We start from the raw sequence: 12,314 nt of genomic DNA on the forward strand, positions 1-12,314 counted from the left end.
GACGCTGGGGCCCGGCGCGCCGCTTGGTGGGCCGCTTGCGCGGCCGCGCCGGCGCGGCGTCGCCGACCGGCGTGGAGGTTTCGTAGATGTCGGTCGACGGCTCGGGCGTCTCGTCGTACTCGGCGTCCGGATACGCCGCGAAGACTTCCATCCGCGCCTCGGCAGCGAGAGCCTTTTCGCGCGAAAGGGGGTTGTCGCTGATATCGGCCCGCTTGCGGCCGATCTGTGCCACGCGGTCGAACTCCTGCAGGGCGTTGGTGATGAGAGGCCCGGTTATTTCCTTCTCCACGTATTTCGCGTGTTTGCGCAACTCCGCTTCGGCACCGATCCAGGTCTCAGCGTCCACCAGGTGGAAGACCTTGGACGTTCTGACCGTCAGCCAGGAGCGCTTGCCGATCTTGACCGAGATCGCGCCCAGATTGGCGGGGTGGACACGACAAGTGAGCCGGATGGCCCCGTGTTTCAGGAACATCTCGTGCAGCCGCTTCGAGCGGTATCTGATGTTGAGGAACCTGATGCCGCCCGCCGTGAGGTGGCGCTCGATGTTGTAACCGAAGATGTTGCGCAGCTTGTCATGGTCCGGTGTGCCCCACACGCCGTGCTCGCGCGTCAGCCTGATGTATTCTTCGCGCGGAGTTCTGCCGCCGAGCGCGGCCATCGGCTTATTGTGATGGCAGTCGACAGCGAATAGGACCAGCATGCGACCGAGTTCATCGAGGGTTGTGCCCGCGCGGCCGGCGGCGTCGTACTCTCCCTTGGTGATGATGTCGGAGAACGTCCGCCCCTCGAACCAGCTCAGGAGGGCTTCATCGATCGATCTGAACATTCGTTCCACCATGCCGCGCAGCCGCGGCACGCCACCCGGCGGGCAGTGGAAGCCGATGCCAAGATCCCGCAGAACGGTATGGACATCGCGATTATTGATGGGGCTGCCGCCGTCAGAAAACATGTGTTCGCCGACGCCGTAGATGTCGTACGGAGTAACGGCGCCGGCGGCGTCGGCGAACTTCTTCTTGTCGGCGAGGGTCATCTCCAGCAGCCGGATGATGCTCTGGGTGCTCGCGGTGCGGGACAGAGTCATGCCCAAAATGACGTGGGTGCGGCGGCACATGGCGACGGCCAGATGCATGCGCACTTTCTTGAGCTTGCGACGTGCCGTGCGCGTGAGCTTCTCCCAGGCGCCGCTCTGGATCAGGATGGTCTGAAGGTGAACGGTCCAGTGATCGATTTCGATGTGCTGAAGGGGGCGGAGAACATCCTGGATACCGTCGCCGTAGCTCTGGCATTGCCTGATCGCCTCGTCGATGCCTTCGCGACCGGCCAGCACCTCGAAGTAGTCCAGCATTTCGATCTCGCGGTAGAGGCGGCCGTAGCTGGGAACGGCGATCGGAGGCAGCTTTTTCTTTTTTCGCTGCGGGTTGAGCGTTTTGTCGATGTACTGCTTCATGTCGTCCCAGCACTTCTTTCTGCTGGGTTTGTTGGGGGCCGCGTACCTGCGGGCGAACTCCTTGACGATGGGCGCCTGTTCGGGCTTGAGCCGCTCTTCGCGGTTGCCGCTCCGGTAGGTGCGGGGACAAAGCGCGAGTGGGTCCCGCCCGCCCTCGACGAAGTCGCAGAGCCACTCTCGGAACGCCTTTGGACCGGGCGGGTCCGGGAAGGTCTTGAGCCGCCCGGCGCGGCCGCGCCTGCCGTTGTTGTCGGCCTTGCTGTATCGCAGCCGGACCTTCTGGTCGGCGAGAAAGATAGCCTTCGTGAGCGGATCGTCGCCGAGCGTAACGGTTTTCGGAGCTTGCTTCCTGAGCTTTTCGAACTCTTCGATCAGGTCCTTCTTCCAGATGACCTTCATCCGTACGTCGTATGGAAGATCGGACAGCATGCTGACGCCAGCGCGCAGGCGTGCCTTCGTCTGTCGGGGCGAATACCAGTGGCGGTCGTGTCTGTATCCAGGTTTACTCGCCACCACCTGCATGTCTTCATGCGAGTAGGCGCGGGTGAATTTCGCATCGTGTTCGGCCGCGAAGATGTGGCCGTCGTCGTTGGTTTCCTTGCAGCGCCAGTCGCATTCGAAGCCGGGCAGGATGATGCGGTCGTCCGGTTCGTAACGGATCCGTTTCGGCTGCCCATAGGCGCCGATCACCGGAGCGGGTACGTCGCGGACGACCTTCGCCATCTATCGGTTTCCGGAGGGGACGCTATCGAGCGCGCTGGGCCCGAACTTGCGGAGGAGGGCGATCCGATTGGCGTCGGCGTCCGCGCGTCGCCACCCGCGCAAGGTCGCCAGAGCCAGAGGCCTGCCGTCCAGTTCGAGACCAATTCGCTGCCGCGCGCGCTCGACGATGAGGGGCACGTGCCACACGCGCAGCACGAACGCGGGGTCGGCCTCCAGCTCGAGGAGTTCGAGAACGCAGGCCTTCCTGAACGCGATGGACAGTGCGGAAGATGCGGGCAACTGCGACCGCAGGAAGCCGTCGTCGTCCCGGACGAGGTTGGGTCCGCCGCGAAGCGGCGAACCCCTGGAGATCTTTTTCGGATCGGAGCTGTTCGTCACGCCGACCTCCTAGTGCAGGGGAGCGGGCACGACGACCGCGGCGTAGTCGATCCGCCGGCGCTCCGTCATCACCAGGCGGCCGGCGGCGATGGCGCGGACGATCGCGTTGAAGCCATAGCCCTTGAGGCGGCTCTTCGCGACCAGGTCGCCGACCTTCATCGGGCCCTTCATCCGGGCGACGAGCTTCAGGATCGCCTCGTCGTCCTCCGGGCAGTGCTGACGGGCAACGCCGAGCATGAGCTCGGCGTTGTAGAAGTCCGACGGCGTGTACATGCGCTCGGTGAAGACCAGCAGCCGGTTGGCGATCTTGGGCGAGATCTGGCCGGCGATCAGCGAATGCGTTTCCAGGATGCGGCTGCTCTTGACCTTGGCGAAGGGCTTCACGTCGACGGCGACGACGAGGCCGTCGCGACGGAAGACCTTGAGGTCAAAAATATGGGTGCGGAGCCGGCCATCGGCATCGACGTACTCCACCCGCGGCGACTGTTCGACCACCCGCAAGGTATCCAGTCGCGCACGGATGACGAGGAAAGCCTTGTACTCGGCGCGGCTCTCGAAGTTGACGCGGACGCCGTCGATGACCACGAAGCCGCGGACGGATCCCTTGGACGTGAGCTTGAACGTGCGTTCGCCCTTGGACGGCTGCGGCGGCGTCCACACCTCTCCGGACGGCGTGGGCGCGCGAACGGCGGTATTGGGCTTGAGGTACTGCTGCTTAGTGATCTTCTTCATGGTTTCTCCTTTTGGACAAAGCTCCGCCGTTCCCCGGAACGGCGTTCCGGCGGCTGAGCGGTGGAAAAGCGTGGATCTGAGGAGAGAGCCTCGAAGGAGCGGGCTTGCGCCGACGCCACAGAGCTGATTCAGTAGCTGTGTCTGGTTGTGGTTGCTTCCTTCGAGGTCTCTCCGAGGTTTGCTTCCTCAACGATGGGGCGATCCGGCTCGAACCCGGGTCGCCTTTTCGTTTTGGGATGTCTGGTCGGTGGCTGCTCCTTTCTGAATTTCACGTTGACGATCGCGATCGTCACGCGCAAGTGGTCGACGTTTTCGGACCGGCGCCGGGATTCGGGCGATCTTTCACCCTGTCTGAAACCACGAGGAGGCCCTGGCGGCGGGCCTTCCCGACGAGTCCTTGGGCCTGGAATCCGGCCCCGCCCCGCCCGGGGTCCCGGACTCGTTGTCCACAGGGGAATCGTTCAGAGGGGCACGCAGTCGGCCTCCTCGATCCGATCGGCGGCCGCCTTGAGGAGCCGCCAGACGCTCTGGCGGCGGTCATGCCCCTCCAGTACGCATTCGGCGATCCTGGGCGGCGTGTTCGTGAGGGGATTGGCGGCCTCCAGGCCGACGATGCTGTAGTCCGAAATATCTGAAAGGTCGGAAATATTTCCGATCCGCAGCGTGCCGATGGTCCGTTTCATGGGGTCGAACCCGCCGGGAACGAGCTGGATGTCGATGACGAGCACTACTGGGTCTCCTTCTGGTTGACGCCGGCGACCGCCAGCGGATTGGCGATGAAGTTCTGAAGGCCGGGGTCCGTGCGCCGGAGCGCCGAGGCGACGGCGAGCCGCTGCGCGATGCGTGGCGCGCCGCTTCCCGGCCGGAAGCAGGCGACGATGTCGGGCAGGTCGAGGTTGGGTTCGCAGGACTCGAGCAGGTCTTCGAGCACGGCGCGACCGGCGAAACGCCGGATGGCGGCGCACAGCACCGCCGCCGGAGGCGGGAAGATCCGGATCGTCATGTCGGCGGACAGGACCAGCGACCGGGGAAGGGCGCTGACGTCGGAGGAAACGCCGGCTACGGACTGTCCGCTCGACAGTTCGGCAGCCACGACCATCTCTGCGTTCGTGGGCCTCCTTTCGGCGACGACGGACAGAGGCCGGATCAGCCGCCACCGGTCTCCGAACGTCTCGCCGAAATGGCCCGAGGTCGGGGCCACCCAGAAGGGGCTCGGCACCAGGACGACTACCGCGAGGGCTTGGCCGTGGTGCAGCCGCCGGCGCAGGGTCGCACTGGTCGCCGCCTCGAACGCGGCGGCGACCACGCATTGAACCGCCTCCGGATGGCCATCAGCTCCTCCGGCTTCGTCGTCCCGAAGTTCGAAGGTATCGTTCGGCCAGAAGATCTCGTTCGTCCGGCCGTGCTCCTCGGCGGGGCGGACAACAGCGTCGGGGGAGGCCCGGAGCGCCGCCAAGTTCTTCGGCAGCATGCGGTAGGTGATGCCCTTCGACGGCTTCTTCATGTGCGGGACCTCACGATGGTCATCGGCCCGAGGGGCGTGGAGGCGAGATCGAGCTCGAGAAGGTCGCTGCAGGCGAGCGCCAGCACGGCCGCAGAAGGATCGCGGTCGCTGCGGATCAGCTCGAGCAATCTGCCGAATTCGAGTGGGCCTTCGTCGGCGACGATCTTCAGGATCCCGATGCGCGCCGCGGCGGGAACCGGTAGGTTGTTGTAGGACCAGACCTCACGACAGTTGGATCGGCGCGGTTCGGCCGCCAGGTCCTCGGCCGTGACGACGAACTGCCGGAGGCCGAGCTGGCGCAGCGCGATCTGGACAAGGCCCTCTTCGTCGAGGTGGCGGACCCGGCGGGCGGGGACGACATCGAGAACGAAGCGCCCGTCGTCCTTCCCGATAATGACGGCGTCGACGTCTACTTGCGCGGACCCAGCATTCGCCGTCGCAACGTGGGAGATCGCGCGGACCGCCGCATCGAGCGACGCGACGACGAGCGCTTCTCGCAGCGCAGGGTGGCGAGCGGGGACCGGAGCCGCGGTTTTTGCGGACGAAAAGAGGCTGGGGTGGCCGCTGCGGGCCTTGGAGCGGAACATGCGGAAGCATCCGAAACGGAGGAAGGGGCGGGGCGCATTTCGGTGACGTGGTTGTCGATGTCGGTATCGGTCATGTCCGTCCCTTTCAGATCTCGACGATGAGGCGTTCGTCGAAATTCGGGTTGTCCCAGGAGGGCATCTGACCGGGCCACGGCCCGTAGCCCTTTGCGTTCGACAGGACTCGGGTCTGACCGATCACGGCGTCGAAGGACTGATGGGTATGCGCGAAGACCCATAGGTCTGCGGGCCGCAACGCGCCTCGGCCGTCGTCCGGCGCCGGCACCATCAGCCGTCGGAGGTCGCTGCGGAAGGCCGGGTCGAGTGTAGGGTCCTCGCCCGATCCGCTAGGCCTACCGCTCATGTCTGGGATCGGCGCGTGATGCGTGACGATCACCAGCTTACCCTCACGCGGCTTGCGCATCTCCTCCTTCAAAAACGCTACCGATTTGAAGTGCCGCGTGAGGGCGTGCTGCGGCAGGAAGCGTTGTTGGTAGTTGTTGATACGGATCTTCTTGTGATCATTCATGCGCTCGCCAGCGATGGCCATCCCGCGATATGCGTCACCGTTGATCGCGAAATCAGTCCAAAGAGTGCAACCGGCGAAGGTGACGTTGCCGGTTCTGAAGGTCCCGTTCTCGAGCACGTGCACGTTCGTGCCCGCGGCCAAGGCTTTCGCTTTTCCGAGGGTCCTGTCGACATCGCAGCCGTAACTCTCGTGGTTGCCGGCGACGCAGATCACCGGCTTGTCCGTGACGCGCTCCAGCAACCACCGCACGCCGCGCTCCATACGCGGCACCAAATCGCCGGCGACGATCATCACGTCGAAATCGGGCCGCGCGGCTCCGGATGGCAGTTCCCAGCCGCGGGTCAGTTCGAGGTGGATGTCGGACATTGGCCACAAGCGCATGTCAGCCCTCCTGCTTCGGCGAGGGCGGCAGCACCTCGGTCAGGGTGTCGGTCTCGCGGTCGTAGGTCGCGAAGTACATGTCGGCGTGGCCGCGCCACCTCCTGAAGCGACGCACGTTCTCGAATCCCGCCCCGTAACGGGGCGGGACGGTTTCGCCGACAGCGTCCTCAGCACAGCGCGTTTCGAGCCAGCCACGGTTGTTGAATAGGCGACCTTCGCGGCCGCAGATCTCGCATGTGCAGGCTGACCTGGCGACGGCGAGATTTACGGCATGGCCGATCTTGGTCTCCGTATCCTCGGAAGCGTCGCCGTCCCAGACAGCGCGCAGGACGCCAATTTTCTGCTTGATTTGGACGAACTCGAAGGTCTCGCCATCGCGCAGCACGCCTTCGATCCGGCCGCAGAGGCGATCGACCAGGTCGCGCCAGCCGCGCCCGCAGAACGGGTATCCGAACGATCTGAAGGGCTCGTCGGCATTTATCGTGAAGAGGCGCCGGTGGCGCTGCATAAGGTCGAGACCCCAATCCTCCCTGGCCATCTCAATCCTCCTCGATGCCGAGAGTGGCGGGATCGACGTCGACGAAGACGTCGTTCTGGCGGTCGTACCTGCGGCACGTGACGAAGCGCCTGCCGTCCGCGAAGTGTCGGACCAGGTGCACATTCTCGAGGCCCGATCGGTGCTCGACCGACGGGCGGTCTTCCGAGTGCGCCTCGCAGCGGGTCGTCAGCCAAGCGCCGGCGCGCAGGCGGCCTTCCTCTCCGCAGACCTCGCAGGTCACGGCGCTGCGGGCCTCCGCCAAGGCGATGGCCTCTTCGACCTGGGCGTCCGCGTCCGGAGACAAGGAGCCATCCCAGTAGACCCGCAGCGTGCCGTATTTTTCCTTGATTTGGCTGAACTTGAAGGTGCCGCCGTCGGCCTGGACAATGGCCCGGATCCGGACGCAGAGGCGGTCGAGCAGCTCACGCCAGCCGGCGTCGCATTCGGGCGAGCCCTGGGCCGCGCCGGGGAAGTCAGCCGGCGGCTGGAAGAGGTCGCGGTGAGCCTCGATGAGCTCGACCCTCCAACTTCCAACGACGCCGCACATGACTGACCTCAACGCCTACCGTGAACGGAACAAGAACATTCAAAGCAGGAAGGTCAGCTGGAGTCAAGGGCTTAGCGCGCGCTTCTTATATAAGAAGCCATCGCCTTGTTATATAAGATGATATCAGCGGAGACTGGCGCGGCAGCCGCTGCGGCCCTATGGTTAACGAAGGATTCTCGCGCAGCGGATGGGGCGGATGGTCGGGAAAAAGAAGGCGCCGAAGCGAGGTAAACGGACGCCTATCGGCGACCGGGTCACGTTCATCGCCATGATGGACAAGGACGTCGTCGCCGACATCAAGCAGGTCGCCATCGACGAGCATCGGGCCGCTTGGGATGTGATGGAGCAGGCCGCGAGGGAGTTTCTGAAACGGAGGGGAGCAAGGAGAACGCCGAAGTAGGGGCGCCCACGCATCGGCTAAAAGAAGCCTTTTCGTCCCTCTTCCCCCTCGTTGCCGACAAAGGAATATATCGTCGCATAATCAGCTGCGGAATCGGGGGGCGGATCGTTCTCGATGATGATGAACTGAGCCTCGGCGCTTTTCTCCTTGAGATAGACGAAGAAGCGCTCCTTCACGCCGCTGGCCTTGATCGCCTTCTCGTCTTCCGAAAGTTCTCCGTGACGCGACTTCTGGCCCTGGCGGTAGGTAAGCAGGGGGCTGTCGAGCACCAGAACACCGGGATGAGGCAACTCCTTCTGACGGCAATAGTCCAGCAACCCGATCTTGAAGGCGGCGTTGAGGAGGGCGCGAACGCCCTTTCCATTGGACCTGCGGTCTTTGCCGTTCACCAGGATGTCGTGCGAAGCGTCGTCGAACGAGACGCTAGGATCGCCCGGAAAGCGCCAGGCGCGCAATACCGACTGCACGGCCATGGCGAGTTCATGTCCAACGACCCCGCCGACGCCGACATTGATTTCCGATTTGGAGACTTTGCTCGCCTTGAACGAGTCCAGTTCGCCCTTTCGTTGCCTCAGTGCCTCCACGCGCTTTGCCAGCGAGAGGCCCACCCGGACGTTGTCGCGGGTACGGGCGATTTCCTCATAGCTGGAGCGGATCGCCGTTTCGCGCGGCCGCACTTCGGCGATCCGCCCGTCGACGGACTGCAGATCCGATTCGAGCCTCTCGGCGCGGCGGGCGAGACCTTCCTGCTCGACCCGCAGAGACGAGGTGGCCTTCATTAGATCGGAACGTTCCAGTTCGATCTTGGCGATCTCGGCGCGTACCGCCCGTTGTGCCTGTTCGACCTCTTCGAGCCCATGCGCATGCTTTTGGTGCTCAGGATCGGCACCACAGAGCGGGCAGGGCCGGTTGGCCGTTGCCATCAAGGCTGCTCCGCCTTCCTCCAGCGAGGAGAGGCGTTCGACGTCGCTGTCGTAGATGCTCTTCAACAAGGCAAACCGCTCGAGAGCGAGAACGAGCTCGGTTTGCCGCTCCTGGGTCTTGGACATTGAATCGACGATGAATCGTCGATCATGACGGAGTTGATCCAGTTCGTTCTGGCGCTCAATCAACCTCGAATGGAGTTCGTCGCTGGCTTTGTCGAGCCTCGCGAGTTGAGACTCCAGGTCGGCCGGCTCGGGATACTCGCGGTTCAACTCCTGCTCTGCGCTTGCGAGCATTTCGTCGACCATCTGGATCTTACCCGAGTTGATCGATTTCTGGGCGTCGATGCTCGGTGTCTCGATAACCGCGGAATCGTCGACGCCGGTCGTGATGAATTTCAGCACGTTCTTGTCCAGCGTGTCGCTGTTGAAGTCGGAGATCCGGATCGGGCTCCACTCGCCCATCATGTCGGTTTCTTCAGTGAAGAGGTAGGGGACGAAGTGACGGAGCGAAAATGCGGCTTTTGCACCGTTTTGGGTCCTAGCAATCGATTTGTCGGCGATGCCGATCTCCGCAAGCAGAAACGCGGAGAGGTTGTCCTTGCCTTTATGCTCCGGCGAAAGCGTGCGGGTGGCTTTTTCTTCGGTGCCGGGCTGTACCCAATGATCGTACAGTCCGAAGCTGCCGCCGGCGAGTGCGCGCACCAAGGTAACCTGGCCCGACTTCGGCAAGATCAGATCCAGCCAGGCCTTTTCGTAGCCTTGCCGCTCGTTGATGTTGGGTAGCATCTTCGGCTTCGCTCCCGACAGGAAGTCGAGAAGCTTGACGGTGAACGATTTGCCCGTATTTGACGCGCCCCAAATGATGTTGAGGCCATCCGCCAACAGCAGTTCGGCCGTCGGGACCTTGGGCCCCGTCACGGCCAGGCGACGGATGATAAAGCGCGCGACCCCCACCACCATCACCCCTGAACGGAGGTTCCGCCGGTCGTACCGAATGCCTCGGTCCAGTCACCGATCTGGGCGCGCACGAAATTCTTGAACTGCGTTTTGCCGCCCGCCTTCAGCCGATCGACGACCCAGTCGGCGCATTCCTTCAGCTTTTCGGAATAGCGCGTTTCTAACAGCTCGATGTAGCCAGCCGCTTCGTCGGAAGCTCGGTACAGCACTCCTTCATCGGTGATCTCTTGGTCGACGAGATGGCAGCGGCGCATCAGATCGAGGCTCCTTTCGACGAGGCGGCGCCTGACGAGAAGCTCGCCCTTGCGGTCGGATAGATCGGGATGCAAGCTCGGAGGACCGCCGATATCGGCGGTGTGCACCACCACGTGGTCCAAAAGCACCATTTCGGCGAGATCGGCGGCTTCCGGACGCAGCTTTTCCAGCACCACGACGGCCCTGATCCCGGCCTCCAGTGGCGAATTGAACAGCTTTCCGAAATTCTCTACGGAATCCATTTCATCCGCCCTTCATTGGCCAGGTGGTGGCACATCCCCTGCTTGACTGGCACTCGCACTACACGGCCGATAAGACCAGCAGGCAAGGTCGAGGCGTGCCGCATGACGGCGTCCAAGCGCTCCAGCCTGCTCGGATGGTTCTGACGATGGACATCGATGACGCCATGGTAGACGTCTTCCCGGAAAGCCGCCAACGCTTCCGTGGGAGTGCTGTCCCGATGGAAGCGCAGGAAAAACTGAGCGTCGAAGTAACGGGTCCGCTGATCGCGGAAGTGCTGGCCGTGCTCGGGATGCAATTGGATTTCGTCCGCCGTCGGGATCTCGCTTCCCGACGCCTCGCTGTACACACGACGAAGCTGGTCGACGTAGGCAAGCTCTTCGGGCTGGATCGAGGGGGGAGTGACTCCAGGCGGAGCCTCTTCCGGGATCAGGCCGAGCACCTTGACGAGGGCCGGGCGAGCGGCCGGATCTTTGACGATCAGCGGGGCCGTCAGGTGCTCGACGTTGGAGAAGTCGTAGCCCTCGATCAGATCCTTCAAATTGTCAGTCAGCGGGACCGGCACGCTCGTGATCTTGTCTTTGCAGTAGCTGCCCCAGTTCCCGATGAGCGCTGCGGCCATGGTCGAAGGATTGTGGAGCAAGGTCATTAACGTGCCCACAATGCCCCTCGGCGACACGAAGATGATCCTGGTCGGGAGCGTGGCATAGGCTCCTTGGGAATGGTGGTAGAAGACCTTACCGAGCTCGAGAAGTGCCTCGGGAAGGCCGAGCTTGGAGTGGAGCGTCTTCCGCTTGCACTGATAGAGGTCCCACGGACCTTCATGCCGCCGGCGCGACAGAAAGCCGATGACGTCCCGGCCCTTATCGTTGGCCGCGCCGACCCGCTCCACGCTTAGGTATTGCTTCTCCTTTTGCGTGGCCCAGATGTCGATGAATTCCTCGAGATGGTCGTCGTCTAATTCCTGAATTCGAATAGCGAGGCTGGTCATCGTCTTCTCCGGCAGACTGCGCCGGATATAGCAAGCAATACCCTGGGTTGAGAAGAACTAGCTCGGCGTGAACACGACTTGAAGCCATCGCCTCTCAGGCGGCCGGGAAAGACACGGGGTCGTAGGGATCAGCGCGCGATCCAAGGAATGCCGCCGCAAGCGCATCTCCGTGTTCGCCGACGGCGTTGCGGGCAGCCGGAACGAGTTCATCCCGGGCCCTACGGTAGTCGTCCAGCTTGATGGGCTTCGGATTCACAGGCGGATCGATGCGCCTGACCGCCGGCGGACCGAGCAGCAACCGCGCCTGGTTGGTTGCGGCCAGAGACTGCAGACGCATGGCCGCGAAAATCAGGTCGTACCATGTCAGCTTGCCACCGAGGATCGACTGCAAGGGGGAAACGACGTACGGGTCGTCGCCGCAGCCGATAGTCAGCACGTCGATCTGGTCCCACTGCAGGTCGAAGCAGATCATCGCCTCGATGACCGCCAGTATGACCGGATTGTTGGCCCAGACGCCGCCGTCCACCAACGTGTAGCCGTTGTGCTCGAGAGGCCGGAAGAAAGTCGGCGCCGCGGCCGTGGCCAACGCAACTTTGACCATGGGCTCCAAGCGGTCGAATTTGTAGTCGCGATGGTGCGGGGTCTTGAAGACGAAGACCTCGCTGTGCTTGCCCTCGAAGGCCGGGATGCACAGCCGCACCATGGATTCGCCAAACAGCTTGTCGCCGAGCGCGGTCGTCAGAAGGGACTCCAACGGTCCGCGTTCGTAGTTGTACAGGACGTAGTTGCGTGCGCCCGTCCACCACGTCCGGATGCGCCCCCAAGGGGTGTCCAAAGGCTGAGGAAAGACGTCGGGACCACGCGTCAGGTAGAGGTCGGCCATCTCCGCCGCCGTCAGGCCGGCTCCGAGACCGAGCGCGAGGATGCCACCGGTTGACGTGCCGGCGACGAGATCGAAATAACCGGCGATCGAGGCGCCGCCGAGATATCGCCGTTCGAGCTCGGCGAGAACAGTCGCTGGGAACAGTCCCTTAATGCCGCCGCCATCCAGAGATAGGATCCGAAAACGCCGGTCCTTTGGCCAAGCCTGTGGAATTCGTCGTTGCGGAATTGCGCCCTTCGAGCGCGGGTCTCCGGGTCGGAAGTCTCCGGCGGGTTCGGGCATTCTTTGCGTCTCCTCGG

14 protein-coding genes are annotated in these 12,314 nt (G+C 63.4%); 1 reads left to right on the forward strand and 13 read right to left on the reverse strand.

Going from position 1 to position 12,314, the window contains the following annotated elements; all coding sequences use genetic code 11:
* The 9 genes from QQL28_RS24675 to QQL28_RS24715 form a co-directional block, all read right to left on the reverse strand.
* The coding region (locus QQL28_RS24675) for a hypothetical protein (RefSeq protein WP_284269439.1) at positions 1–2,170 on the reverse strand (2,170 nt) is incomplete at its 3' end.
* On the reverse strand, positions 2,171–2,548 hold the full coding sequence (locus QQL28_RS24680) for a hypothetical protein (RefSeq protein WP_284269441.1): 378 nt from the start codon (positions 2,546–2,548) through the stop codon (positions 2,171–2,173).
* Positions 2,549–2,557: 9 nt separating this feature from the next.
* Positions 2,558–3,280, reverse strand: a complete 723-nt coding sequence (locus tag QQL28_RS24685; RefSeq protein ID WP_284269443.1) for a hypothetical protein — start codon at positions 3,278–3,280, stop codon at positions 2,558–2,560.
* Between the two features lie 461 nt (positions 3,281–3,741).
* Complete coding sequence (locus QQL28_RS24690; protein WP_284269445.1) at positions 3,742–4,008, reverse strand: hypothetical protein; 267 nt, start codon at positions 4,006–4,008, stop codon at positions 3,742–3,744.
* On the reverse strand, positions 4,008–4,784 hold the full coding sequence (locus QQL28_RS24695; protein ID WP_284269447.1) for a hypothetical protein: 777 nt from the start codon (positions 4,782–4,784) through the stop codon (positions 4,008–4,010). Before QQL28_RS24695 ends, QQL28_RS24690 begins: the two co-directional genes overlap by 1 nt.
* The gene (locus tag QQL28_RS24700; RefSeq protein WP_284269449.1) at positions 4,781–5,371 is read right to left on the reverse strand and encodes a hypothetical protein; all 591 of its coding nucleotides are present in this window, start codon (positions 5,369–5,371) and stop codon (positions 4,781–4,783) included. The genes QQL28_RS24695 and QQL28_RS24700 overlap by 4 nt, the downstream gene beginning before the upstream one ends.
* 85 nt (positions 5,372–5,456) lie before the next feature.
* Positions 5,457–6,278: a metallophosphoesterase gene (locus QQL28_RS24705; RefSeq protein WP_348522516.1), complete on the reverse strand. Its 822-nt coding sequence runs from the start codon at positions 6,276–6,278 to the stop codon at positions 5,457–5,459.
* Between the two features lies 1 nt (position 6,279).
* Positions 6,280–6,816, reverse strand: a complete 537-nt coding sequence (locus QQL28_RS24710; RefSeq protein WP_284269452.1) for a hypothetical protein — start codon at positions 6,814–6,816, stop codon at positions 6,280–6,282.
* A gap of 1 nt (position 6,817) precedes the next feature.
* Positions 6,818–7,363 carry a hypothetical protein gene (locus QQL28_RS24715; RefSeq protein WP_284269454.1) on the reverse strand — a complete coding sequence of 182 codons (546 nt, stop codon included), beginning with the start codon at positions 7,361–7,363 and terminating at the stop codon, positions 6,818–6,820.
* A 196-nt stretch (positions 7,364–7,559) separates the two neighbouring features.
* Here QQL28_RS24715 and QQL28_RS24720 point away from each other — a divergent pair, with 196 nt between their 5' ends.
* Complete coding sequence (locus QQL28_RS24720; protein WP_284269456.1) at positions 7,560–7,763, forward strand: hypothetical protein; 204 nt, start codon at positions 7,560–7,562, stop codon at positions 7,761–7,763.
* Positions 7,764–7,780: 17 nt separating this feature from the next.
* On the opposite strand, the gene QQL28_RS24725 is transcribed toward QQL28_RS24720, so the two are convergent.
* The 4 genes from QQL28_RS24725 to QQL28_RS24740 all read right to left on the reverse strand — a co-directional run bounded on the left by QQL28_RS24725 (position 7,781) and on the right by QQL28_RS24740 (position 12,297).
* Positions 7,781–9,649, reverse strand: a complete 1,869-nt coding sequence (locus QQL28_RS24725; protein ID WP_284269458.1) for a hypothetical protein — start codon at positions 9,647–9,649, stop codon at positions 7,781–7,783.
* Positions 9,649–10,143, reverse strand: coding sequence for an ABC-three component system middle component 2 (locus tag QQL28_RS24730; RefSeq protein ID WP_284269460.1), 495 nt, complete (start codon positions 10,141–10,143; stop codon positions 9,649–9,651). The genes QQL28_RS24725 and QQL28_RS24730 overlap by 1 nt, the downstream gene beginning before the upstream one ends.
* Positions 10,131–11,132, reverse strand: a complete 1,002-nt coding sequence (locus QQL28_RS24735) for an ABC-three component system protein (RefSeq protein ID WP_284269463.1) — start codon at positions 11,130–11,132, stop codon at positions 10,131–10,133. Before QQL28_RS24735 ends, QQL28_RS24730 begins: the two co-directional genes overlap by 13 nt.
* Before the next feature lie 94 nt (positions 11,133–11,226).
* A complete protein-coding gene (locus QQL28_RS24740; RefSeq protein WP_284269465.1) occupies positions 11,227–12,297 on the reverse strand; it encodes a CBASS cGAMP-activated phospholipase in 1,071 nt (356 codons plus the stop codon).
* Positions 12,298–12,314: the final 17 nt, after the last annotated feature.

It is taken from the genome of Bradyrhizobium iriomotense, from assembly GCF_030160715.1.
Taxonomy (GTDB): Bacteria; Pseudomonadota; Alphaproteobacteria; order Rhizobiales; family Xanthobacteraceae; genus Bradyrhizobium; species Bradyrhizobium iriomotense.